The sequence below is a fragment of the Pseudomonas sp. MNR3A genome (genome assembly GCF_009650575.1).
In the GTDB taxonomy this organism is placed as follows: domain Bacteria; phylum Pseudomonadota; class Gammaproteobacteria; order Pseudomonadales; family Pseudomonadaceae; genus Aquipseudomonas; species Aquipseudomonas machongensis.
In genome coordinates this window covers 142856-167126 of the sequence record NZ_VZZS01000008.1, presented here as the reverse complement: position 1 = coordinate 167126, position 24271 = coordinate 142856, and the positions used below count along the sequence as shown (strand labels likewise).

The following is a 24271-nucleotide window of genomic DNA, read 5'->3' as shown; positions in this document are numbered from 1 at the left end:
TCAAGGGCCAAGAGGCGTGTCAGCGTCCCTTGCGTGGCAACTCGATGCTGACGCGCAGCCCTCCCAGCGTGCTCTCGAGCAAGGTGATCCGCCCCTCCCAGGCCTCGACGATGTCCCGCACGATGCCCAGCCCCAGGCCATGACCATCCACCTGCTCGTCGAGCCGCGAACCACGCTCCAGTACCTGCTCCCGCGCCTCATCCGGAATTCCTGGCCCATCGTCGTCGACCCAGAGGCGGTAACCCTCGGCGGTTGCCTCGATACCCAGGCGTACCTCGCTGTCAGCCCATTTGCAGGCGTTGTCGAGCAGGTTGCCCAGCAGCTCCAGCAGGTCCTCGCGATCCCAGGGCAGCAACAACCCCGGTGGTACATCACGCGCCAGCAGCAGCCCCTCGCCATGGATCATGCCAAGCGTGGAGAGCAGCCCAGGCAGCTCCGCATCGCAGTCGAACTGCGCGCCTGGCAAGGCATCGCCCGCCAGGCGTGCGCGGTTCAGTTCACGGGCCAGGCGCTGTTGGATCTGCTCCAGTTGTTCGCGCAGTTGCGCCTGCACTTCAGGCAGATCGCGCAGGCGCTCGCTCGACGCCAGGCTCAGCAGCACCGCCAGAGGGGTCTTCAAGGCATGGCCGAGGTTACCCAGCGCATTGCGTGAGCGACGCAGGCTGTCTTCGGTGTGCGCCAGCAGGTGGTTGACCTGGTCCACCAGCGGTTGCAGTTCGCTGGGCACCTGGGCATCGAGTTGGGAGCGCTGCCCCTGTTGCAATTGGGCGATCTGCTGACGGGCGCGCTCCAGCGGACGCAACGAGCGGGTCACGGTGATGCGCTGCAGGACCAGGATCAACAGCAGCGCCAGCACACCCATGCCCAGGCCGATCTGCTGCAAGCGCCTGAACCCCTCGCGTACGGGTGAATAATCCTGAGCGACGCTGATCGAGATATCCTGCCCCAGGCGCCGGTAATCTCCGCGATAGGCCAATAGTTGCTGGCCTTCCGGGCCCAGCTCATGGCCATCCTCCAGCCCCGGGCGCGCGAGCTTGGGCATGTCCAGGTCCCATAGCGAACGGGAGCGCCAGGTGCCCTGCTCGAAATCGATGCGAAAGTAATACCCTGAAAACGGCCGTTGGTAGGCCGCCGAGATACGCCGCTCGTCCAGTTGCAGGCCGTTGGGGCCCCGGACCAGCGCCACCAGCAGGTTCTCGCTCTCCTTGCGCAGCCCGGCTTCGAGATAGCGCTGCAACCCGGCCTCGAACAACCACAGGGTCACCTGCGCCATCACCACGCCGACCACCACCAGCACGGCCACCAGGCCGAGGCTCAGGCGTGCCTGGATCGACTTCACCCGTTGCTGCTCCCGGCGTAGACATAGCCCTGGCCGCGACGGGTCTCGATCACGCTGCGTCCCAGCTTGCGCCGCAGGTGATTGACGTGCACCTCGAGCACGTTGGAGTCACGCTCGGTTTCCCCGTCGTAGAGATGCTCGGCCAAGTGGCTTTTGGACAGGACCTGCTGCGGGTGCAGCATGAAATAGCGCAGCAGGCGAAACTCGGCGGCGGTCAGTTGCACATCCACACCCTCGCGCACGACGCACTGGCGCCCTTCGTCCAGGTGCAGGCCCGCCGCCTCCAGGCGCGGCTGGTTGGCCAGGCCACGGGCACGACGCAGCAGAGCCTGGATGCGCAGTTGCAGTTCTTCGGGGTGGAAGGGTTTGGTGAGGTAGTCGTCGGCTCCGGCCTTCAGCCCTTCGATGCGTTCGGCCCAGGAACCGCGAGCGGTGAGAATGAGCACGGGGGTGGCCAGCGCAGCGGCACGCCACTGCGTCAGTACCTCCAACCCCGGCAGGCCGGGCAGGCCGAGGTCGAGGATGATCAGGTCATAAGGCTCGCTCTGCCCCTGGTAGACCGCGTCACGACCGTCGGCCAGCCAGTCCACGGCATAGCCCTGGCGTTGCAGGCTGGCGATCAATTCGTCGGCCAGCGGCACATTGTCCTCGACAAGCAACAGGCGCATTCAGTCGTCTTCCTCGTCCTTGATCAAAACGCCGGTACGGGCGTCGTACTTGATTTCACGCACCACACCGGCCGGGGTCAGCAGTTCGACCTCGTACTCGTAACGGCCGTGCTTCTCTTCCAGCTCGGCCTCCAGCAAACGCGCCCCGGGGTAGCGCCCCAGGGCTGCGTCGAGCAGTTGCTCAAGCGGGAGGATGATGCCCTGCTGACGCAGCTCCAGGGCTTCGTCCTGGTCCAGGTCGCGGGCGGTCGCCGGCGAGCAGGCGACCCATAATGCCAGTGCCAGACAGGGCACCGCTCGCGGCAGGGTGTTCATCAGTTGTCTCGTTCGTCCTTCAGCACTTCACCGGTCTTGGCGTCCAGGGCCACGTCCCATTCGACGTTCTGCGCATCGCGCAGTTCGACCTTGTAGACATAGCGGCCGTATTCGTCTTCGAGCTCGGAGTCGGTCACGGTCGAGCCGGGATGCTTGGCCACGGCAGCGGCCTTGAGCTCATCCAGCGACTTGATGGTCTTAGCATTCACCAGTTTGACCACTTCGTCGGGCTGCACGTCCTTGGCGAAGGCGGCAGTGGCACCGAAGGTCAGGGCAGCGGCGGTGAACAGGGCGGTCAACGTTTTCATAGGGTCTCTCCATCGAGGTGCGTATGTTGTCTACGGGGTTAAGATTAACCACCGGTCCTTAACTCAACCTGAAAACAGCTGGCGACATGATAGCGCCGTTCGCAGCCTCCGAGCGTCTGTCGAACCCCAATTGCCTATAATGCGTCCCTGCCCTTCAAGAGACAGCCATGAGCGCCATCCATATCAAGTATCCCGCCCTGACCTTCAAGGCCGGCCGACGCGCCCTGGCGCAGATCCGCGAGCGCGGCCTGCGGGCTGTCGATGTCGGGGTGCTCCCGGGGGCGGCCGGCGGCCCCAAGCCGCTGGGTATACAGGGCCTGGACCTGGCATTGTTCGGCCAGTTGCTGCCGTCGGCACCGCGGCAGCGCTCGCTGATCGGCGCCTCGATCGGCTCCTGGCGCTTTGCCAGCGCCTGCCTGGACGACCCCGTGGCCGGCCTGCGGCGCCTGGGCGAACTGTACACCGAGCAGGATTTCGCCAAGGGCGTAACCCCTGCGCAGATCAGCCAGAGCTGCCAGCGCATGCTCGACGATCTGCTACAGGGTCGTGACGGCCAGATCCTGGCCAATCCGAACTATCGCCTGAATATCCTGGTGGTGAAGAGCCATGGCCAGCTTGCCCATGATCACCCCGCGCGGCTGGGCATGGGCCTGTCCTCGGTGATTGCCAGCAACCTGCTCGGGCGTTCGCGCCTGGCCCGTCACTTCGAACGCATCATCCTGCATGACGGCCGTAGCGCACCACCACTGGACGCACTGACCGACTTTCCCTCGCGCTGCCTGCCCCTGGACCTGGGCAACCTGCGACAGGCGCTGCTCGCGTCGGGCTCGATCCCGATGGTGATGGAGGGCGTGCGCGATATTCCCGGCGCTGGCAACGGCACCTACCGTGACGGCGGCCTGCTGGACTACCACCTCGACCTGCCCTATCGAGGCGACGACCTGGTGCTCTATCCGCACTTCACCGACAAGGTCGTGCCCGGCTGGTTCGACAAGGCCCTGCCCTGGCGTCGCGGCGATGCCACACGCCTGCACAATGTGCTGCTGATGACCCCATCGCCGCAGTACCTGGCCGCCCTGCCCTATGGCAAGCTGCCAGACCGCAACGACTTCAAGCGCTTCATGGGGGATGCGCCGACACGCAAGCGTTACTGGTACAAGGCCATCGCCGAAAGCCAGCGCCTGGGCGACGAGCTGCTGGAGCTGGTCGCCACCGGGCGGCTGCATGAACGGTTGCAAGCCTTGTAGCAAGCATGCTGGTAGACTGCGCGCATTCCTGATTCACACAGAGTTCTGCCAGCGTGGAAATTTTCAAAGAGTTCACCTTCGAGTCCGCTCACCGCCTGCCCCACGTCCCCGAAGGACACAAATGCGGTCGCCTGCACGGCCATTCGTTCAAGGTCGCCCTGCACCTGACTGGCCCGCTCGACCCGCATACCGGCTGGATCCGAGACTTCGCCGAGGTCAAGGCGATCTTCAAGCCGATCTACGATCGCCTCGACCACAACTACCTGAACGACATTCCCGGCCTGGAAAACCCGACCAGCGAAGTGATCGCCAAGTGGATCTGGGAACAGGTCAAGCCGCTGCTGCCGGAACTGTCGAAAGTGCGTATCCACGAGACCTGCACCAGTGGTTGCGAATACACCGGCGACTGACCACCCGGCCGTCAGGGCTGTGGGTTGCGATGAGGCGGAACGCCAGACTGACTGACAATCAGCGTAAAGCCACCGCGCTTGCCGATCTGGTCGTTGAGGTAGGCGACATTCTCCACCTGACGCCTGACCTGGCGTCCCTTCGGGCTGTAGAGCGTCAGGTTCGGCAACACATCGTTGTCTCGCAATGCGGCGGGGTTCAGGCCCGGAATATGCCACAGGGGCGTTCGCTGTGCAGATGTAAGGGTGTATAGCGGAGTGGTCAACTGAATGGGTGGGTCAATAGGCAGCTCGAACGAAGTCCCGATAGGGTCGTTGATCTCGACCCTGGCCGGCTCGTCCACGTTCACGCCCGCCGGCGATCCGGCGCTGTAGAACCCCAGGTAGCCATTGCGACTGGTGTCGAGCCAGTAGTCGAGTTCGGGCCAGGCATGCTCGTTGCGCCCTTCGTAGGCGGGACGGATCTCGTACACATAGCCGTCGGCATGGCGGTAGACACCGAACCAGAAGCAGTCACTCACATAGCGTTTGTGCGCGTCCTTGCCGAACAAGCCTTCGAGCAGAAACGACTGGATCATCTCCTCGCCGTAGTCCCAACTGGTGATCAGCCAGCCATCGTCTCCATTCCAGTCATCGAACTCGACCCAGAACGGCCGGAACATGTCACTGTTCTCTTTCCATTGGCCGACGGTAATAGGGCGATCATGAAGCTGCCATTGGCAACGCGCGTTGAAACTCAGCAGGGGTTGAAACTCGAAACTAGACATACGGCGCTCCTGGAAGTGAGGGAGCGTCAACGCTAAAAAGTACGAGCGCGGCGCAGCAGCCTGAAGTCTTACCCCAGCGACTGCTGCAGGAAAGCAGGCGCGATGTAGCGCTGGTAATGGGCCTCGGAAAGCAGGAAGAACTCGCGGTCGATGGCGTCGCGCAACTGCGGCAGCTCCCAATCGCGGAACTCCGGCAGCAGGGCCATGCCGTAGGCTTCCAGGTCACGGATCATGCGGGCACCGCGGGCGATCAACTGGTAGGCCCAGCAGTATTCGGACTGGTGTGCAAGAAAGCGGATCGAGCGCTGTTCGAGTTGCTCGCGCAGACGGTCTTTGTCGAACACTTCAAGCTTGGCCATCATCACCTGCACCAGCAACTGCTCCAGGCGCAGCCAGACGGCACGCTTCTGCTCCTCGTCATAACCGTTCCAATTGATCACTTCATGGTGAAAGCGCTTGCAGCCACGGCAGACGGTGTCTCCGTAGACAGTTGAGCAAAGGCCGACGCAAGGGGTCTTGATGGACTGGTTGGACATGGAAAAACAACGGCTTGGCGGTGGAACACGGCGTCATGTTAGCCCTTTGTCTAACCGGGGTCACTCGTTAAAGTCATCGTCGGCAACTTACCTTCCGTGTTTTTTTGCCGTAGAATCACCCCGCCTTTTCAAGGCAACAATGTCCGTTGGAAGCTGTTTTCAAAGCGTCACGAGCACAGTTCATCCGGTAGAACGGTGTTGGCCCAGGCCATGCTCCCCGCATGGCCCGCGCCAACCCCTCATCAACGCTCCGTTCTACAGGCGTAAAACTTTGAAAGCAGCTTCTGTAAGGATTCTCTGCGACCCTGGCTGGACGGCTCAAAAAGCCGTGATCCGCGCATGGGTGCAGGGAATGCTGGATGAGCGTCCCGGACTCCCTTTAGGGACCACTGATGAGGGTAATAACTGTGCTTGAAGCCTACCGCAAACACATCGAAGAGCGTGCCGCCCTGGGTATCGTGCCCCAGCCGCTGAACGCCGAACAAACTGCAGGCCTGGTCGAGCTGCTGAAAAACCCGCCGGCCGGCGAAGAAGCCTTCCTCGTAGACCTGATCACCAATCGCGTTCCGCCAGGAGTCGACGAAGCTGCCTACGTCAAGGCCGCGTTCCTCTCCGCTGTCGCCAAGGGCGAAGCCAAGTCGCCACTGATCGACCGCAAGCACGCCACCGAGCTGCTGGGCACCATGCAGGGTGGCTACAACATCGAGACGCTGGTCGCGCTGCTGGACGACGCCGAACTGGGCGCCGTCGCGGGCGAACAGCTCAAGCACACCCTGCTGATGTTCGACGCCTTCCACGACGTGGCCGAAAAAGCCAAGGCCGGCAACGTGCACGCCAAGGCCGTCCTGGAGTCCTGGGCTGCCGGCGAGTGGTTCACCTCGCGCCCAGCCATCGCCGACAAGTACACCCTGACCGTATTCAAGGTGCCAGGCGAAACCAACACCGATGACCTGTCCCCTGCCCCGGACGCCTGGTCGCGCCCTGACATCCCACTGCACGCCCTGGCCATGCTGAAGATGGCCCGTGATGGCATCGAACCGCAGCAGCCTGGTTCGGTCGGCCCACTGGCCCAGATCGAAGCGGTCAAGGCCAAGGGCTTCCCGGTTGCCTACGTCGGCGACGTGGTCGGTACCGGCTCCTCGCGTAAATCCGCCACCAACTCGGTGCTGTGGTTCTTCGGCGACGACATCCCGTACGTGCCGAACAAGCGCGCCGGTGGTTTCTGCTTCGGCACCAAGATCGCCCCGATCTTCTACAACACCATGGAAGACGCCGGCGCCCTGCCGATCGAATTCGACTGCACCAACCTGGCCATGGGCGATGTCATCGACGTCTACCCGTTCAAAGGTGAAGTCAAGCGTCACGACAGCGGCGAGCTGGTCACCACCTTCGAACTGAAAACCGAAGTGCTGCTGGACGAAGTCCGCGCTGGCGGCCGTATCCCGCTGATCGTCGGCCGTGGCCTGACCGAAAAAGCCCGTGCCGAACTGTGCCTGGGTGCTTCGGACCTGTTCAAGAAGCCAGAACAGCCTGCCGACACCGGCAAGGGCTTCACCCTGGCACAGAAGATGGTCGGTCGCGCCTGCGGCCTGCCGGAAGGCCAAGGCGTACGCCCGGGTGCCTACTGCGAACCGAAGATGACCACCGTCGGTTCCCAGGACACCACCGGCCCGATGACCCGTGACGAGCTGAAAGACCTGGCATGCCTGGGCTTCTCCGCCGACCTGGTCATGCAGTCGTTCTGCCACACCGCGGCCTACCCGAAACCGATCGACGTCACCACCCACCACACCCTGCCGGATTTCATCCGCACCCGTGGCGGCGTGTCCCTGCGTCCAGGCGACGGCATCATCCACAGCTGGCTGAACCGCATGCTGCTGCCTGACACCGTCGGCACCGGTGGCGACTCGCACACCCGCTTCCCGATCGGCATCTCGTTCCCGGCCGGTTCCGGCCTGGTCGCCTTCGCCGCTGCCACCGGCGTCATGCCGCTGGACATGCCGGAGTCGGTACTGGTGCGCTTCAAGGGCAAGCTGCAACCTGGCATCACCCTGCGTGACCTGGTCCACGCCATCCCTTACTACGCCATCCAGAAGGGCCTGCTGACCGTCGAGAAGAAAGGCAAGAAGAACGCCTTCTCCGGCCGCATCCTGGAAATCGAAGGCCTGGACGAGCTGACCGTCGAGCAGGCGTTCGAGCTGTCCGACGCTTCGGCCGAGCGTTCGGCTGCCGGTTGCACCATCAAGCTGCCGGAAAAGGCCATCGCCGAGTACCTGCAGTCGAACATCACCCTGCTGCGCTGGATGATCAGCGAAGGCTACGGCGACGCTCGCACCATGGAGCGCCGTGCGCAAGCGATGGAAGCCTGGCTGGCCAACCCTGAGCTGCTGTCGGCCGACGCCGATGCCGAATACGCCGAGATCATCGAAATCGACCTGGCCGACGTCAAGGAGCCTGTGCTCTGCGCGCCGAACGACCCGGACGACGCCCGCCTGCTATCGCAGGTACAAGGCGAGAAGATCGACGAAGTGTTCATCGGTTCGTGCATGACCAACATCGGTCACTTCCGCGCTGCCGGCAAGCTGCTGGACAAGGTCAAGGGCGGTATCCCGACCCGTCTGTGGCTGGCGCCGCCCACCAAGATGGACGCCCACCAGCTGACCGAGGAAGGCTACTACGGCATCTACGGCAAGGCTGGCGCGCGCATGGAAATGCCAGGCTGCTCGCTGTGCATGGGTAACCAGGCACGTGTTCAGACCGGTTCGACCGTGGTCTCCACCTCGACCCGTAACTTCCCGAACCGTCTGGGCGATGCCACCAACGTCTACCTGGCGTCGGCGGAGCTGGCTGCAGTCGCGTCGATCCTCGGCAAGCTGCCGACCGTCGAAGAGTACCTGCAGTACGCCAAGGATATCGACAGCATGGCTGCCGACGTCTACCGCTACCTGAGCTTCGATCAGATCGCCGAGTTCCGTGAAGCGGCGGCCAACGCCAAGATCCCGGTGGTTCAGGCGTAAGCTGAGCAGTCGGTTGTAAATGAAAAGCCCCGGTAGAAATACCGGGGCTTTTTCAATTCCGGAAGGATCCCAGTAGGAGCGCAGGTCCCTGTGGGAGCGGGCTTGCCCGCGAAAGAAACACCGCGATGCATGGCACCGGCTACGCCGGTGATCGCGGGACAAGTCGCAGCGGCGAACCGCCGCTCCCACCGGGATTGGGCAGGCCTCAGATTTTTGAGCAAGACAGCTGCTCCTACACACAGGTGAGGCGCAGGCTGGAGGCCTAGAAGGCGTCGCCAGGCACCCTCACCCACCCTTCCATCAACACCCGCGCACTGCGGCTCATGATGGCCTTGATCACCGTCCACTCACCCTCCGCCTTGCGCGCCTCGGCGCCCACCCGCAACGTCCCGGACGGGTGACCGAAACGCACCGCGCTACGCTCTCCTCCACCGGCCGCCAGGTTCACCAGAGTGCCGGGAATCGCCGCCGCCGTGCCAATGGCCACCGCCGCCGTCCCCATCATCGCGTGATGCAACTTGCCCATGGATAGCGCCCGCACCACCAGATCGATATCGCTCGCCGCCACAGCCTTGCCGCTGGAAGCGGTATACGACGTAGCAGGCGCGACGAAAGCGACCTTCGGCGTGTGCTGGCGGCCGGCGGCCTGGTCGATGTGCTCGATCAGGCCCATACGTACCGCGCCATGGGCACGGATGGTCTCGAAACGCGCCAGCGCGGCGGCATCGCCATTGATCGCATCCTGAAGCTCGGTTCCGGTGTAACCGATGTCGGCGGCATTGACGAAGATGGTCGGGATGCCGGCATTGATCAGGGTCGCCTTGAACGTGCCGACACCTGGCACCTCGAGATCGTCAACCAGGTTGCCGGTTGGGAACATCGCCCCGCCGCCCTCGCCGTCTTCATCGGCTGCAGGGTCGAGGAACTCCAGTTGCACTTCGGCCGCCGGGAAGGTCACGCCATCGAGCTCGAAGTCGCCGGTTTCCTGCACCTCACCCTCGGTGATCGGTACATGAGCAATGATGGTCTTGCCGATATTGGCCTGCCAGATGCGCACTGTCGCCATGCCGTTGCGCGGGATGCGTGCCGGGTCCACCATGCCACCGGCGATGGCGAACGAACCTACGGCCGCCGAGAGGTTGCCGCAGTTGCCGCTCCAGTCGACGAAGGCCTTGTCGATGGCGACCTGGCCGAACAAGTAGTCGACATCGTGATCGGCCTTGCTGCTTGGCGAAAGAATCACGGTCTTGCTGGTGCTGGAGGTCGCACCACCCATGCCGTCGATCTGCTTGGCATAGGGGTCGGGACTGCCGATCACTCGCAACAGCAAGGCATCGCGCGCAGGGCCTGGCACCTGGGCGCGCTCGGGAAGGTCTTGCAGGCGGAAGAACACGCCCTTGCTGGTGCCACCACGGATGTAGGTGGCGGGGATTTTCACTTGCGCTATAGATGCCATGAGCACTCATCCTTCAAGGCCCCACACGCCCCCGTGGGAGCGGGCTTGCCCCGCGATGGCGTCAGAACAGACAGCGTTATTGCTCCTGCTGACGCAATCGCGGGACTAGCCCGCTTCTACAGGGTAAAAGCGGGGTTCAGGTCATTAGGCCGTCGCTTCGAGGAAGTCCTGGGCAAAGCGCTGCAGCACCCCGCCCGCCTCGTAGATCGACACTTCTTCAGCGGTGTCCAGACGGCAGGTCACCGGCACTTCGACACGCTCGCCATCGCGGCGGGTCACCACCAGCGTCAGGGTTGCGCGCGGCGTGCGCGCACCGACCACATCGTAGGTCTCGCTGCCGTCCAGGCCCAGGGTCATGCGCGTTGTGCCCGGCTGGAACTCCAGCGGCAACACACCCATGCCGATCAGGTTGGTGCGGTGGATGCGCTCGAAGCCTTCGGCGACGATCGCCTCGACGCCCGCCAGACGCACGCCCTTGGCCGCCCAGTCCCGCGACGAGCCCTGCCCGTAGTCAGCACCGGCGACAATGATCAGCGGCTGCTTGCGCGCCATGTAGGTCTCGATCGCCTCCCACATGCGCGTCACCTTGCCTTCCGGCTCGATGCGCGCCAGCGAGCCCTGCTTCACGCTGCCGTCTTCGTTGCGCACCATCTCGTTGAACAGCTTGGGGTTGGCGAAGGTCGCGCGCTGCGCGGTGAGGTGGTCGCCGCGGTGGGTGGCGTAGGAGTTGAAGTCCTCCTCCGGCAGGCCCATCTTCGCCAGGTACTCGCCCGCCGCGCTGTCGAGCATGATGGCGTTCGACGGCGACAGGTGGTCGGTGGTGATGTTGTCGGGCAGCACCGCCAGCGGACGCATGCCGCGCAGGGTGCGCTCACCGGCCAGGGCGCCTTCCCAGTAAGGGGGACGCCGAATATAGGTGCTCATCGGGCGCCATTCGTACAACGGCGCAACCTTCGGCCCCTTGTCTTCCTCGATGGTGAACATCGGGATGTACACCTGGCGGAACTGCTCGGGCTTGACCGAAGCACGTACCACCGCGTCGATCTCTTCATCGCTTGGCCAGATATCCTTCAGGCGGATTTCCTTGCCGTCGACCACGCCTAGTACATCCTTCTCGATATCGAAGCGGATGGTGCCGGCGATGGCATAGGCCACCACCAGCGGCGGCGACGCCAGGAATGCCTGCTTGGCGTAGGGATGGATACGCCCGTCGAAGTTGCGGTTACCCGAGAGCACTGCCGTGGCATAGAGATCACGGTCAATGATCTCCTGCTGGATCACCGGATCCAGTGCGCCAGACATGCCATTGCAGGTGGTGCAGGCGAAGGCGACGATACCGAAGCCCAACTGCTCGAGTTCCTGTTCCAGGCCGGCCTCTTTCAGATACAGCTGTACCGCCTTGGAGCCCGGCGCCAGCGAGGACTTGACCCAGGGTTTGCGCCCCAGGCCGAGCCGGTTGGCGTTGCGCGCCAGCAGGCCGGCGGCGATGACGTTGCGCGGGTTGCTGGTGTTGGTGCAACTGGTGATGGCGGCGATGATCACTGCACCATCGGGCATCTGCCCCGGCACTTCTTCCCAAGCCCCGGCAATGCCCTTTGCCGCCAGATCGCTGGTAGCCACGCGGGCGTGCGGGTTGGACGGGCCGGCCATGTTGCGCACCACACTCGACAGGTCGAAGGTCAGCGTGCGCTCGTATTCGGCCTTGGCCAGGCTGTCGGCCCACAAGCCGGCGACCTTGGCGTAGGTCTCGACCAGTTGCACCTGCTGGTCATCACGACCGGTCAGGCGCAGGTAGTCGATGGTCTGCTGGTCGATGGCGAACATCGCCGCAGTGGCGCCGTATTCAGGTGCCATGTTGGAAATGGTGGCACGGTCGCCCAGGGTCAGCGCCCGGGCACCCTCGCCATGGAATTCGAGGTAGGCGCCAACCACTTTCTGCTTGCGCAGGAACTCGGTCAGAGCCAGTACCAGGTCGGTAGCGGTGATGTTCGGTGCCAGTCGACCGGTCAGCTCGACGCCGACGATTTCCGGCAGGCGCATCCACGAGGCGCGACCGAGCATGACGTTCTCGGCCTCAAGGCCACCCACGCCGATGGCGATCACGCCCAGGGCGTCCACATGCGGCGTGTGACTGTCGGTGCCGACGCAAGTGTCCGGGTAGGCCACGCCGCGATCGCTGTGGATCACTGGCGACATCTTCTCCAGGTTGATCTGGTGCATGATGCCGTTGCCCGGCTGGATCACGTCGACGTTCTTGAACGCCTGCTTGGTCCAGTTGATGAAGTGGAAACGGTCTTCGTTTCGACGGTCTTCGATGGCGCGGTTCTTCTCGAATGCTTGCGGATCGAAACCGCCGCACTCCACGGCCAGCGAGTGGTCGACGATCAATTGCACCGGCACCACTGGATTGACCTGCGCTGGATCGCCACCCTTGTCGGCGATGGCATCGCGCAGGCCCGCCAGGTCGACCAGGGCGGTCTGGCCGAGAATGTCGTGGCACACCACGCGCGCCGGGAACCAAGGGAAGTCGAGGTCGCGCTTGCGCTCGATCAATTGTCCGAGCGAGGCGTCGAGGGTGGCCGGATCGCAGCGGCGTACCAGGTTTTCGGCGAGCACGCGGGAGGTATAGGGAAGGCCGTCGTAGGCGCCGGGCTTGATAGCCTCGACCGCCGCGCGGGTGTCGAAGTAGTCCAGGGCAGTGCCTGGCAGGTTCTTGCGGTATGCGGTGTTCATATCGTTATCAGGCTCGGTCACGGTTATCCAAGGGCCGCGGTCGCTCTTGTAGGAGCGGGCTTGTCCCGCGATGGCGTCAGTCGTGCCAATGATGCTGTCTGGTCTGACGCTATCGCGGGGCAAGCCCGCTCCTACAGGGCGCGCGGCGCGCCTTTTGTCAGCGCTTGTCGATCGGCACGAACTGGCGCTGCTCGACGCCGGTGTACTCGGCGCTCGGACGAATGATGCGGTTGTTGGCGCGCTGCTCGAACACGTGCGCCGCCCAGCCGGTCAGGCGCGAGCAGACGAAGATCGGGGTGAACAGCTTGGTCGGGATGCCCATGAAATGGTACGCCGAGGCATGGTAGAAATCGGCGTTGGGGAACAAGCGCTTCTGCTCCCACATCGTCTTGTCGATGGCCTCGGATACCGGGTACAGGACCTTGTCGCCCACCTCGTCGGCCAACTGCTTCGACCAGCCCTTGATCACCTCGTTGCGCGGGTCGGACTCTTTGTAGATGGCGTGGCCGAAGCCCATGATCTTGTCCTTGCGCTCGAGCATGCGCAGCAGTTCGGCGGTCGCCTCCTGCGGGCTCTGGAAGCGCTCGATCAGCTCCATCGCCGCCTCGTTGGCACCGCCGTGCAACGGGCCGCGCAGCGAGCCGATGGCGGCCGTGACGCAGGAGTACAGGTCCGACAGGGTCGAGGCACAGACCCGCGCAGTGAAGGTCGAGGCGTTGAATTCGTGCTCGGCGTAAAGGATCAGCGAGACGTTCATCACCTTCACGTGCAGCTCGCTCGGCTTCTTGCCGTGCAGCAGGTGCAGGAAGTGGCCACCGAGGGTGTCCTCGTCGCTGCTGCAGTCGATGCGCACGCCGTGGTGGGTGAAGCGGTACCAGTAGCACATCACCGCCGGGAACAGTGCCAGCAGGCGATCGGTCTTGTCGCGCTGGGCCTCGAAGGTCAGCTCCGGCTCCAGGGTACCGAGCACCGAGCAGCCCGTGCGCATCACGTCCATTGGATGGGCGTCGCGCGGGATGCGTTCGAGCACTTCCTTGAGCGCTTGCGGCAGGTCGCGCAGTCCCTTGAGCTTGTGTTTGTAGTCATCCAGCTCGGCCTTGCTCGGCAGCTCACCATAGAGCAGCAGGTAGGCGACTTCCTCGAACTCGGCGCCAGCGGCCAGGTCGCGCACGTCGTAGCCACGATAGGTCAGGCCGGCACCGGCCTGGCCCACGGTCGACAGCGCGGTCTGCCCGGCCACCTGGCCACGCAGGCCGGCACCACTGAGTACTTTTGCTTCGGCCATGGTGTTTCTCCTTTCTTGAACTTGTTATGGAAATCTAGCGAGCTAATCGGGTTTGTCTGTACCGGCCTGTTCGCGGGCAAGCCCGCTCCTACAGGGGTAGTGCTTTTCCATGAAGCTGTCAGGGCAAGTGACACTGTGGGAGCGGGCTTGCCCGCGAACAGGCCAGCCGCTTCAACAAAAATCCTCAGCCCTTCTTCTGCGCAAACAGCGCATCGAGGCTCTGCTCGAACGCGTGATAACCAATGGCATCGTAGAGCTCCATGCGGGTCTGCATGGTGTCGATCACATTCTTCTGCGTGCCGTCGCGGCGCAGGGCGGCGTAGACGTTCTCGGCAGCCTTGTTCATGGCGCGGAACGCCGACAGTGGGTACAGCACCAGCGACACATCGACCGACGCCAGCTCGTCGGTGGTGTACAGCGGCGTGGCACCAAACTCGGTGATATTGGCCAGGATCGGCGCCTTCACCCGGTCGGCGAAGGTCTTGTACATCTGCAGCTCGGTGATGGCTTCGGGGAAGACCATGTCGGCGCCGGCCTCGACGCACGCCTCGGCACGGTCCAATGCCGCATTCAAGCCTTCCACTGCCAGGGCGTCGGTACGTGCCATGATCACGAAGCTGTCGTCAGTGCGCGCATCCACCGCTGCCTTGATCCGGTCGACCATCTCCTGCTGCGAGACGATCTCCTTGTTCGGCCGATGACCACAGCGCTTGGCGCCGACCTGGTCCTCGATGTGAATGGCCGCGGCGCCGAACTTGCACATCGAGCGCACCGTGCGGGCGACGTTGAACGCCGAGGCACCAAAGCCGGTGTCGACATCCACCAGCAGCGGCAAGTCGCATACATCGGTGATCCGGCGAACATCGGTCAGCACGTCGTCCAGCCCGCTGATGCCCAGGTCCGGCAGCCCCAGGGAGCCGGCAGCGACCCCGCCACCGGACAGGTAGATGGCCTTGAACCCGGCGCGCTTGGCCAGCAGCGCATGGTTGGCGTTGATGGCTCCGACTACCTGCAGCGGATGCTCGGCGGCTACGGCGTCGCGAAAACGCTGACCGGGGGTGCTCTTCACAGTCATGACTCACCTCGTGGGCTGTTGTTGTGGGCGTCCTGGTAGTGACGCTCGATATTGCGCTTGGACGCACCGATATGACGGCGCATCAGGAGTTCGGCCAGCTCGCCGTCACGGTCGGCGATGGCATCGAGTATGCGGTGGTGTTCGGCGAAAGCCTGGCGCGGACGGTTGGGGGTGGCCGAGAACTGGATGCGGTACATGCGCACCAGCTGGTACAGCTCGCCACACAGCATCTTGACCAGGGTCTGGTTGCCGCTGCCCTGGATGATCCGATAGTGGAAGTCGAAATCGCCTTCCTGTTGGTAGTAGCCAAGCCCGGCCTGGAATGCCGCATCGCGCTCGTGGGTATCGAGCACTTGGCGCAGTTCGTCGATCTGGGCCACGCTCATGCGTTCAGCGGCGAGCCTGCAGGCCATGCCTTCGAGCGATTCGCGGATTTCGTACAGCTCGATCAGCTCGGCGTGGTTGAGCGATACCACCCGTGCACCGACATGCGGCACACGCACCAGCAGGCGCTGGCCCTCCAGTCGATGAATGGCCTCGCGCAGCGGACCGCGGCTGATGCCGTAGGTGCGGGCCAGCTCCGGCTCGGAAATCTTGCTGCCCGGGGCGATATCCCCCTTCACGATGGCCGCCTGGATGCGCCGAAAGACATTCTCTGAAAGCGTTTCGGAATCATCTGCAACCGGTGCGAGGGCCTGGGGCGCTTCCAGCATGATTGTCGACACCTTGTAACTTGATAGCGCCAAAACTAGCCAAATAAAGGCGCGCAGTCAAAGACAAAAACAACATTGTCGACAATTGTCTAATAACGAACTTACCCCACGCTGCCGCGGTCAGATCGCAGCGCGCTGGCGTCAAGACGTCGGCGTGATAGAATGCCGCGCTTCCCAAGGATTACGGATAGTGTGCCTGTCATCATTTCATGCTGTTGACAGATGAACGAGGCGCTTGCGCCCTGCCCCGAACACAGACAGCACCGCGCCAGGACTATGAGACCCACGTTTTATTCACTGTTGTTCAGCCTCGCCTTGCTGCCGGCGCTTGGCCATGCGGCCGAAAAGACCGTGTACGGCCTGAACGAGTACGCCCGCCTGGGCGATCTTGACCTTGAAGTGGCCGCCAAGCTCGACACCGGCGCCAAGACCGCGTCGCTCAGCGCGCGCGACATCAAGCGCTTCAAGCGCGACGGCGAAAGCTGGGTGCGTTTCTACCTGGCCATCGACGCCGCCCACAAGCACCCCATCGAACGCCCACTGGCCCGCGTGAGCAAGATCAAGCGGCGCGCCGGTGACTACAATCCGGACGAAGGCAAGGCCTACACCGCCCGCCCGGTGATCGAACTGAACATCTGCATGGGCCAGGCCCTGCGCACCATCGAAGTCAACCTCACCGACCGCAGCGCCTTCCAGTTCCCGCTGCTGATCGGCTCCGAGGCACTCAAGCACTTCGACGCGCTGGTCGACCCCAGCCTCAAATACGCGGCCGGCAAACCTGCCTGTGCCACCGAAGCTCCCAAAGTAGAGTAATTCCGATGCGCTCTCTTACCCTGCACCTGAAAGTCCTGATCACCATCCTGGTGCTGCTGGGCGTGACGGTCACCTGCTACCAGATCTTCATCCTGGGCATCCCGGTAACCGAAGACGAGACCGACGACCTGTGGAACATCGACGCCAAGGTCGAGTTCGTTGCCAGTCCCAAGGACCCGGTAAAGATCCAGATGTTCGTGCCGCCGCTGAACCGCGACTACGTGAGCCTCAACGAGAGCTTCATCTCCAACAACTACGGGGTCAGCGTCAACCGCACCGATGGCAATCGCAAGGTCACCTGGTCGGCTCGCCGCGCCAGCGGCAATCAGACCCTCTACTACCGCCTGGTCCTGACCAAGCGCTACAGCACCGAAAAAGCCAAGATCAAGGGCCCGACCTTCCGTGACAGCCTGGCGGTCGAAGGCCCCGAGAAAATTGCCGCCGAAGCGCTGATGGCACCGATCCGCCAGCACTCTGCCGACGTCGAGACCTTCGTCAGCGAGACCATCAAGCGCGTCAACAACCCCAACGATGACAACGCCAAGCTGCTGCTGGCCGGCGACAACTCCCCCATGAAGAAAGCCCAGGTCATCGACCTGCTGCTGTCGATCGCCCACGTGCCGATGGAAAAGGTCCACACCATCCGCCTGGTTGCCGACACCCCGCAAAGCCCTGAACTGTGGCTGCGCAGTTTCAACGGCAACGCCTGGCTGTACTTCAACCCGGAAACCGGCGAGCAGGGCCTGCCCAATGACCGCCTGCTGTGGTGGACCGGCGATGAAAACCTGATCACCGTCGATGGCGGCAAGAAGGCCACCGTCACCTTCAGCATGAACAACAGCGAGATGAACGCCATCCGCCTGGCCAAGCTGACCGACGAGAACACCGACGCCGACTTCCTCGAGTACTCCCTGTACGGCCTGCCGCTGCAAACCCAGCAGACCTTCATGATCATGGTGATGATCCCGATCGGCGTGCTGGTCATCCTCGTGCTGCGCAACCTGATCGGCATTCAGACCCTCGGCACCTTCACCCCGGTGCTGATTGCCCTGGCCTTCCGCGAAACGCAGCTAGGCTTCGGCATCGTGCTGTTCACGGTGATCACCGCCCTGGGCCTTTCGCTGCGCTCCTATCTTGAACACCTGAAGCTGCAGATGCTGCCGCGCCTGTCGGTGGTGCTGACCTTCGTCGTGGTGCTGATCGCCGCAATCAGCCTGTTCAGCCACAAGCTGGGCCTGGAGCGCGGGCTGTCGGTGGCACTGTTCCCGATGGTGATCCTGACCATGACCATCGAGCGCCTGTCGATCACCTGGGAAGAACGTGGCGGCGGCCATGCAATGAAAGTCGCCGTCGGCACCCTGTTCGCAGCCTCCTTGGCGCACCTGCTGATGACCGTGCCGGAAGCCGTGTACTTCGTCTTCACCTTCCCGGCCGTGCTGCTGATCCTGGTGGGCTTCATGCTGGCGATGGGTCGCTACCGCGGCTACCGCCTGACCGAGCTCGTTCGCTTCAAGGCATTCCTGAAGAAGGCTGACGCCTGATGTTCGGACTGATCAAGACGTGGAAAGCCCTGGAGGCCCGGGGCATCATGGGTATCAACCGGCGCAACGCGGACTATGTCCTGAAGTACAACAAGCGCCACCTGTACCCGATCGTCGACGACAAGATCATCACCAAGGAGCGCGCACTGGCGGCCGGCATCCATGTGCCGGAGATGTACGGCATCATCGAAACCGAAAAAGAGATCGAGAAGCTCGACGAGATCATCGGCGGGCGCAGCGACTTCGTCATCAAGCCGGCGCAAGGCGCTGGCGGCGATGGCATCCTGGTGGTCGCCGACCGCTTCGAGGACCGTTACCGCACGGTCTCGGGCAAGATCATCAGCCATGAGGAAATCGAGCACCAGATCTCGAGCATCCTCACCGGGCTGTATTCGCTGGGTGGGCACCGCGACCGCGCCCTGATCGAGTACCGCGTCACCCCGGACCAGATCTTCAAGAGCATCAGCTACGAAGGTGTACCCGACATCCGCATCATCGTGCTGATGGGCTACCCGGTGATGGCCATGCTGCGCCTGCCGACCCGCCAGTCCGGCGGCAAGGCCAACCTGCACCAGGGCGCGATCGGGGTCGGCGTGGACCTCGCCACCGGCGTCACCCTGCGCGGCACCTGGCTGAACCGGATCATCAGCAAACACCCGGACACCACCAACGCGGTGGATGGCGTGCAGTTGCCGAACTGGGACGGTTTCATGAAGCTGGCTGCCAGCTGCTACGAGCTGTGCGGGCTGGGCTACATCGGCGTGGACATGGTGCTGGACCAGGACAAAGGCCCGCTGATCCTGGAGCTCAACGCCCGCCCCGGCCTTAACATCCAGATCGCCAATGACTGCGGCCTGACCCAGCGTACCCACGCCATCGAGGCGCATATCGAGGCGCTGGCCAAGGACGGCATCAGCGAAGATGCCGAGACCCGGGTGCGAGTGGCTCAGGGGCTGTTCGGGCACGTCGTCCAGCAGTGATGCCAGGACAGGCCGTCCCTGCAGGGGCGGCCTGCTCCAACTGGTGCTAGGCACTTTTCCTACAGCGGCCTACAATCCCCGTCCTTGATTTTCATCGCCGTCCATTCCGATGCCGACCTGTACGCTGCACCCCCTGCCCTACCAGCCCGACCCTGCGCACTACTTCAGCCGCTTGCGCCTGGCCCCCGGCGCCATTCTGCTCGACAGCGCCCGCCCGGTCGCCGAGCGCGGGCGCTTCGACCTGTTCAGTGCCTGGCCACTGCAACAACTGCAAGCGCAGGACGGCGAAAGCGGTGAACACTATCTGCAGCGGCTGCGCCAGGCCCTGGCAGGACTCGGCGAGGCTACATTGCCCGACGATAGCGAACTGCCGTTCGCCGGCGGACTGATCGGCTACCTGAGCTATGACTTCGGCAGGCGCCTGGAGCATCTACCGCAGCAGGCGACAGACGACCTCGGCCTGCCCGATGCGCAACTGGGCCTGTACGCCTGGGCCGCCATCACCGACCATCAACTGCGCACCAGCCAATTGGTGTTCCATCCCGCCTTGGCCGACAGCGAACGCCAGCGCCTGATCCGCCTGTTCGAGGAGGATGACGCGTCACTCAGCGGAACCTTCAAGCTGCTGTCTCCAATGCAGGGCGACCTTCGTGCCGAGCAGTACCACGCAGCCTTCGATCAGGTACAACGCTATATCCACGCCGGCGACTGCTACCAGATCAACCTCACCCAGCGCTTTCGCGCCCCCTGCCAGGGCGATCCGTGGCACGCCTACCAGGCGCTGCGCAGCGCCTGCCCGACGCCGTTCTCGGGCTTCCAGCAACTGAGCCCCGACAGCGCGCTGCTGAGCTTTTCGCCGGAGCGCTTCATCCGCGTCAGCCAGGGCGACGTCGAGACCCGCCCGATCAAGGGCACCCGACCACGCTCGGCGGACCCGGAGCAAGACCTGCGCAACGCCCGCGAGCTGCAAGCCAGCACCAAGGACCGCTCGGAGAACCTGATGATCGTTGACCTGTTGCGCAACGACATCGGCCGTACCTGCGAGATCGGCTCGGTGAAGGTGCCGGAGCTGTTCAGCCTCGAGAGCTACCCCAACGTCCACCACCTGGTCAGCAGCGTCACCGGGCGCCTGGCCGCCGACAAGGATGCACTGGACCTGATCGCCGGCAGTTTTCCCGGCGGCTCGATCACCGGGGCTCCGAAGATCCGTGCCATGCAGATCATCGATGAACTGGAGCCGACACGCCGGGCCCTGTACTGCGGCTCGCTGCTATACATCGACGTGCGCGGCGAGATGGACAGCTCGATCGCCATCCGCAGCCTGCTGGTCAAGGAGGGTCAGGTCAGTTGCTGGGGCGGTGGCGCGGTGGTGGCTGATTCGGCGTGGGAGGCCGAGTACGAGGAGTCGATCGCCAAAGTGCGGGTGCTGATGGAGACCTTGCAGGGGCTATAGCCGATGATCCGCCCGCAAAGCGGGCGTCACCTATTCGAGCCCGTCTACCCCGCCATTTTTTGTTACCATCGACCCATTACGAGCGCACAGCGCCATACACACGATGGAAACCGCCTGATGAGCCAACCCTTCGACGTCGCCGCCCTGGCCGCGACCTATGCCAGCAAGTCCCCGCAGGACATTCTCAAGCTCGCCTTCGAACACTTCGGCGACGACCTGTGGATCTCCTTCAGCGGTGCCGAGGACGTGGTGCTGGTCGACATGGCCTGGAAGCTGAACAAGCAAGTGAAGGTGTTCAGCCTCGACACCGGTCGCCTGCACCCGGAAACCTACCGCTTCATCGATCAGGTTCGCGAGCAGTACAACCTGCCGATCGAGATCCTCAGCCCGGACCGCGCCAAGCTCGACCCATTCGTCAAGGAAAAGGGCCTGTTCAGCTTCTACAAGGATGGCCATGGCGAATGCTGTGGCATCCGCAAGATCGAGCCGCTGCGTCGCAAGCTGGCCACCGTCAGCGCCTGGGCAACCGGCCAGCGCCGCGATCAGAGCCCTGGCACCCGCAGTCAGGTTGCAGCACTGGAGATCGATTCGGCATTCTCGACGCCCGAACGCACCCTGTACAAGTTCAACCCTCTGGCACAGATGAGCAGCGCGGAAGTCTGGGGTTATATCCGCATGCTCGAGCTGCCGTACAACAGCCTGCATGAGCGCGGCTTCATCAGCATCGGCTGCGAACCTTGCACGCGCCCGGTGCTGCCGAACCAGCACGAGCGCGAGGGGCGCTGGTGGTGGGAGGAGTCGACGCAGAAGGAATGCGGCTTGCACGCGGGCAACCTGATCAGCAAGGCCTGAAAACAAACGGGGCAAGCCCGCGCCTACACAAGACCTGTAGGCGCGGGCTCGCCCCGCGACGGGGCCGCAACGCGGCCCCTGCTTCATACCAACTCAGTGCACGGGTAACTCAACCCCTTCAAACAGCTCTTCGAGCTCCTGCTTGTTGTGGCACTGGATGGCCTTGGCCATCACTTCTCGGGTCAGGTGCGGTGCGAACTTCTCGATGAAATCGCACATGAAGCCACGCAGGAAGGTGCCACGGCGGAAGCCGATCTTGGTGATGCTGGCTTCGAACAGCTCGCTCGCATCCAGGCACACCAGGTCGCTGTCGAGCTTCGGATCGACCGCCATCTTCGCGACGATACCCACGCCCAGACCGAGGCGCACATACGTCTTGATCACGTCGGCGTCTGCGGCGGTGAACACCACCTTCGGCGTCAGGCCGCGATGGTTGAACGCTTCGTCGAGCTTGGAGCGGCCCGTGAAACCGAACACATAGGTGACGATCGGGTACTCGGCCACCGCTTCGAGGGTCAGCTTCGGCAGCTTGGTCAGCGGATGCCCCTGGGGCACCACCACGCAACGATTCCATTTGTAGCACGGCATCATGATCAGATCGCCGAACAGCTCCAGCGCCTCGGTAGCGATGGCGAAATCGACAGTGCCGTCAGCGGCCATCTCGGCGATCTGCATCGGCGAGCCCTGGTGCATGTGCAGGGATACTTCGGGGTACTGCTTGATGAAGTTGCTGATCACCGGAGGCAGGGCATAGCGGGCCTGGGTGTGGGTGGTCGCGATGGACAGCGTGCCCTTCTTCTCGTTGGAGAACTCCTGGGCGATCTGCTTGATGCTTTCGACCTTGCGCAGGATCTCGCCAGCGGTGGTGATGATGCGCTCGCCCGCCGGGGTGACGCGGGTCAGGTGCTTGCCGCTGCGGGCGAAGACTTCTACGCCCAGTTCGTCCTCGAGGAGACGGATCTGCTTGCTGATCCCGGGCTGAGACGTGTACAGGCTCTGCGCAGTCGCGGAGACGTTGAGGTCGTGGTGCGCTACTTCCCAGATATAGCGCAGTTGTTGAAGCTTCATAGATTCCCCTCGAATCAGCGGTAGGTCACCGGCTGCTGGCAGCAACGATTTATAACTATATTAGTGGTAAGAGAAATAAATCTAGAACTATTTTGTTACACCCCAAGGAAAAGACCTACCGCCAGCATCAGACTTTCCTACGCCCCAAATGCTGTGCCAACGGCACCATGTACACCGGCACCGGGGACAGTTGCAGCAGCCGCACCGCTGTGCGACCAATCGGTACATCGACACCCGCGCCCTCGGCATGACTGCCGAAGATCAACAGGTCGACCGCCAGGCGCTGGGCCTGCTCCAGAATCACTTGCGCCGGATCGCCCTGGCGCACGCGCACGGCCTTGATCACCGCCAGATCGGCCGCCTCGCCCAATTCCTCGCGAAAATTTTCCAGCACCTGCTGCTCGATGTTGGCCATCACCGTATTGACCCCCTGCGAGTGCAGGCGGTCGAGGGTCTGCTCATCGAGATAGCTTTGCAGCAACGACTCGGCGAACTGGCCCATGGGTTCGACGGCGTGGATCACGTACAACTCTGCGTTGAAGGTCCGCGCCAAGGCCAGGGCGTGTTGCATGACGAAGGGCGCATACACGCCGAGATCGGTGGCGTACAGCATGGAACGGATCATTCGGCCTCCTCCACTGCCGCGGGGGCAGAGCAAGCTACAGCTTAGCAGTGCCGTGGAGAGCCGCTTCGCCGTCCGGCGCAGCGGCCAGCCATAGGCTTCAGCCCGCGCAGTTGCGCCGGTCGATGAACGCCAGCGCCTGGTACAGCGCCTCCATCTTCGGCAAGTGGCAACCGGCCTCGCGAGCACGGGCCAGGGGCTCGCCGTAGATCACCTGCAACTCCAGCGGCCGCTGCTGAGCGTGATCGTGGTACATGCTCGGCCAGTAGTCAGGCATCTGCTCGGTGACCCGGAACAGGTGCTCGGCATAGCCCTCCGGCAGGATATGCCCGCAGGCCCGTGCGCCCTCGACCACTTCGGCCATCAGCCCGCGAACCAGCGCGCGGCTGTCGGGATCAGTCATCAGAGGCGTCGTGCTGGCCTGCAGCAACACCGACAGGCCGTTGTACGGCACATTCCACACCAGCTTCTGCCAGCGCGCTTGAGCGAGGTTGTCCATTGGCTGCGAGTCGACGCCCGCCGCGCGGAACAATTCGGCGCCCTCGGCGACGATGGCTGCGCCGCGGTCATCGCTGGGACCGCTGTGGTAACCCAGGTTGACCGCGCCAAGCGCCTGGTGGCGGATCACCCCGGGCGCTTCACGGTTCACACAGATAAAGCACAGCCCCCCGAGCAGGTGCATGTCGTCGCGCAACGCGCCACGCAACTGCTCCTCGACGCCCAGGCCATTCTGCAGCAACACCACCCTGGCACCGGGCGCAGCCGCCTGGACGATCAGCGGCGCCAATTCGGCGTTACTGGTGGCCTTGGTGCCGATCAGCAACCAGTCGCACGGCGGCATGTCGCTGGCCGAGGCATAAGCCTGGACGTCCATCTGCAACTCCCCGTGCACAGCGCTGCGCAGCGTAAGCCCGTGCTCATGCACCACGCCATATTCGCTGCGCAGCAGAAAGTGCACGTCAAAACCGGCACGCGCCAGCATCAGCCCATAGAAGCCACCGATGGCACCGCTACCGATGATGCCGATGCGTTTGTTACGAGGATCCATACCGCTCTCCTGTCGAAGCGATGACTGT

The 24271-nt window shown here is 63.5% G+C and carries 22 protein-coding genes; 8 read left to right on the top strand and 14 right to left on the bottom strand.

The window, feature by feature from the left end:
• Positions 1–19: 19 nt before the first annotated feature.
• The 4 genes from F6X62_RS06175 to F6X62_RS06160 are packed head-to-tail and all read right to left on the bottom strand — an operon-like array spanning position 20 to position 2630.
• On the bottom strand, positions 20–1339 hold the full coding sequence (locus F6X62_RS06175; protein WP_153772969.1) for a sensor histidine kinase: 1320 nt from the start codon (positions 1337–1339) through the stop codon (positions 20–22).
• The gene (locus F6X62_RS06170; protein ID WP_153772968.1) at positions 1336–2007 is read right to left on the bottom strand and encodes a response regulator transcription factor; all 672 of its coding nucleotides are present in this window, start codon (positions 2005–2007) and stop codon (positions 1336–1338) included. Before F6X62_RS06170 ends, F6X62_RS06175 begins: the two co-directional genes overlap by 4 nt.
• Entirely contained in the window at positions 2008–2322 is a 315-nt protein-coding gene (locus tag F6X62_RS06165; protein WP_054894717.1) for a PepSY domain-containing protein, read from the bottom strand.
• The gene (locus tag F6X62_RS06160) at positions 2322–2630 is read right to left on the bottom strand and encodes a PepSY domain-containing protein (protein ID WP_054894716.1); all 309 of its coding nucleotides are present in this window, start codon (positions 2628–2630) and stop codon (positions 2322–2324) included. The genes F6X62_RS06165 and F6X62_RS06160 overlap by 1 nt, the downstream gene beginning before the upstream one ends.
• A gap of 167 nt (positions 2631–2797) precedes the next feature.
• Here F6X62_RS06160 and F6X62_RS06155 point away from each other — a divergent pair, with 167 nt between their 5' ends.
• Both F6X62_RS06155 and queD read left to right on the top strand, forming a co-directional pair.
• Complete coding sequence (locus tag F6X62_RS06155) at positions 2798–3877, top strand: patatin-like phospholipase family protein (RefSeq protein ID WP_063544157.1); 1080 nt, start codon at positions 2798–2800, stop codon at positions 3875–3877.
• Between the two features lie 53 nt (positions 3878–3930).
• Positions 3931–4287, top strand: a complete 357-nt coding sequence (queD, locus tag F6X62_RS06150) for a 6-carboxytetrahydropterin synthase QueD (protein ID WP_028634508.1) — start codon at positions 3931–3933, stop codon at positions 4285–4287.
• An 11-nt stretch (positions 4288–4298) separates the two neighbouring features.
• Here queD and F6X62_RS06145 read toward each other — a convergent pair whose 3' ends face one another.
• Both F6X62_RS06145 and F6X62_RS06140 read right to left on the bottom strand, forming a co-directional pair.
• On the bottom strand, positions 4299–5051 hold the full coding sequence (locus F6X62_RS06145) for a hypothetical protein (RefSeq protein WP_153772967.1): 753 nt from the start codon (positions 5049–5051) through the stop codon (positions 4299–4301).
• 68 nt (positions 5052–5119) lie between these two features.
• Positions 5120–5587: a DUF1289 domain-containing protein gene (locus F6X62_RS06140; RefSeq protein WP_125930324.1), complete on the bottom strand. Its 468-nt coding sequence runs from the start codon at positions 5585–5587 to the stop codon at positions 5120–5122.
• Positions 5588–5994: 407 nt separating this feature from the next.
• Here F6X62_RS06140 and acnB point away from each other — a divergent pair, with 407 nt between their 5' ends.
• A complete protein-coding gene (gene acnB, locus F6X62_RS06135) occupies positions 5995–8604 on the top strand; it encodes a bifunctional aconitate hydratase 2/2-methylisocitrate dehydratase (RefSeq protein ID WP_153773090.1) in 2610 nt (869 codons plus the stop codon).
• A 262-nt stretch (positions 8605–8866) separates the two neighbouring features.
• Here acnB and prpF read toward each other — a convergent pair whose 3' ends face one another.
• The 5 genes from prpF to F6X62_RS06110 all read right to left on the bottom strand — a co-directional run bounded on the left by prpF (position 8867) and on the right by F6X62_RS06110 (position 15866).
• Entirely contained in the window at positions 8867–10060 is a 1194-nt protein-coding gene (prpF, locus tag F6X62_RS06130) for a 2-methylaconitate cis-trans isomerase PrpF (RefSeq protein ID WP_153772966.1), read from the bottom strand.
• 144 nt (positions 10061–10204) lie between these two features.
• Positions 10205–12793, bottom strand: a complete 2589-nt coding sequence (gene acnD, locus F6X62_RS06125) for a Fe/S-dependent 2-methylisocitrate dehydratase AcnD (RefSeq protein ID WP_153772965.1) — start codon at positions 12791–12793, stop codon at positions 10205–10207.
• Positions 12794–12950: 157 nt separating this feature from the next.
• Positions 12951–14078: a 2-methylcitrate synthase gene (prpC, locus tag F6X62_RS06120; RefSeq protein ID WP_054895454.1), complete on the bottom strand. Its 1128-nt coding sequence runs from the start codon at positions 14076–14078 to the stop codon at positions 12951–12953.
• Between the two features lie 184 nt (positions 14079–14262).
• Entirely contained in the window at positions 14263–15153 is an 891-nt protein-coding gene (prpB, locus tag F6X62_RS06115) for a methylisocitrate lyase (RefSeq protein WP_153772964.1), read from the bottom strand.
• Positions 15150–15866 carry a GntR family transcriptional regulator gene (locus F6X62_RS06110; protein ID WP_054895452.1) on the bottom strand — a complete coding sequence of 239 codons (717 nt, stop codon included), beginning with the start codon at positions 15864–15866 and terminating at the stop codon, positions 15150–15152. Before F6X62_RS06110 ends, prpB begins: the two co-directional genes overlap by 4 nt.
• Positions 15867–16142: 276 nt before the next feature.
• Between F6X62_RS06110 and F6X62_RS06105 the strand changes: the two genes are divergently transcribed.
• The 5 genes from F6X62_RS06105 (at position 16143) to F6X62_RS06085 (ending at position 21505) form a co-directional block, all read left to right on the top strand.
• The gene (locus tag F6X62_RS06105) at positions 16143–16679 is read left to right on the top strand and encodes an ATP-dependent zinc protease (protein ID WP_054895451.1); all 537 of its coding nucleotides are present in this window, start codon (positions 16143–16145) and stop codon (positions 16677–16679) included.
• 5 nt (positions 16680–16684) lie between these two features.
• Positions 16685–18220: an inactive transglutaminase family protein gene (locus F6X62_RS06100; protein WP_054895450.1), complete on the top strand. Its 1536-nt coding sequence runs from the start codon at positions 16685–16687 to the stop codon at positions 18218–18220.
• Positions 18220–19200, top strand: a complete 981-nt coding sequence (locus F6X62_RS06095; RefSeq protein ID WP_063544141.1) for an alpha-L-glutamate ligase-like protein — start codon at positions 18220–18222, stop codon at positions 19198–19200. The genes F6X62_RS06100 and F6X62_RS06095 overlap by 1 nt, the downstream gene beginning before the upstream one ends.
• Positions 19201–19309: 109 nt before the next feature.
• The gene (gene pabB, locus F6X62_RS06090) at positions 19310–20653 is read left to right on the top strand and encodes an aminodeoxychorismate synthase component I (RefSeq protein WP_153772963.1); all 1344 of its coding nucleotides are present in this window, start codon (positions 19310–19312) and stop codon (positions 20651–20653) included.
• 117 nt (positions 20654–20770) lie between these two features.
• Positions 20771–21505 carry a phosphoadenylyl-sulfate reductase gene (locus tag F6X62_RS06085; RefSeq protein ID WP_054895447.1) on the top strand — a complete coding sequence of 245 codons (735 nt, stop codon included), beginning with the start codon at positions 20771–20773 and terminating at the stop codon, positions 21503–21505.
• A gap of 93 nt (positions 21506–21598) precedes the next feature.
• Here F6X62_RS06085 and cysB read toward each other — a convergent pair whose 3' ends face one another.
• The 3 genes from cysB to F6X62_RS06070 form a co-directional block, all read right to left on the bottom strand.
• Positions 21599–22573, bottom strand: coding sequence for an HTH-type transcriptional regulator CysB (cysB, locus tag F6X62_RS06080; protein ID WP_054895446.1), 975 nt, complete (start codon positions 22571–22573; stop codon positions 21599–21601).
• Between the two features lie 127 nt (positions 22574–22700).
• On the bottom strand, positions 22701–23198 hold the full coding sequence (locus tag F6X62_RS06075) for a universal stress protein (protein ID WP_054895445.1): 498 nt from the start codon (positions 23196–23198) through the stop codon (positions 22701–22703).
• Between the two features lie 97 nt (positions 23199–23295).
• Positions 23296–24243, bottom strand: a complete 948-nt coding sequence (locus F6X62_RS06070) for a putative 2-dehydropantoate 2-reductase (protein ID WP_063544137.1) — start codon at positions 24241–24243, stop codon at positions 23296–23298.
• Between the last annotated feature and the right edge of the window lie 28 nt (positions 24244–24271).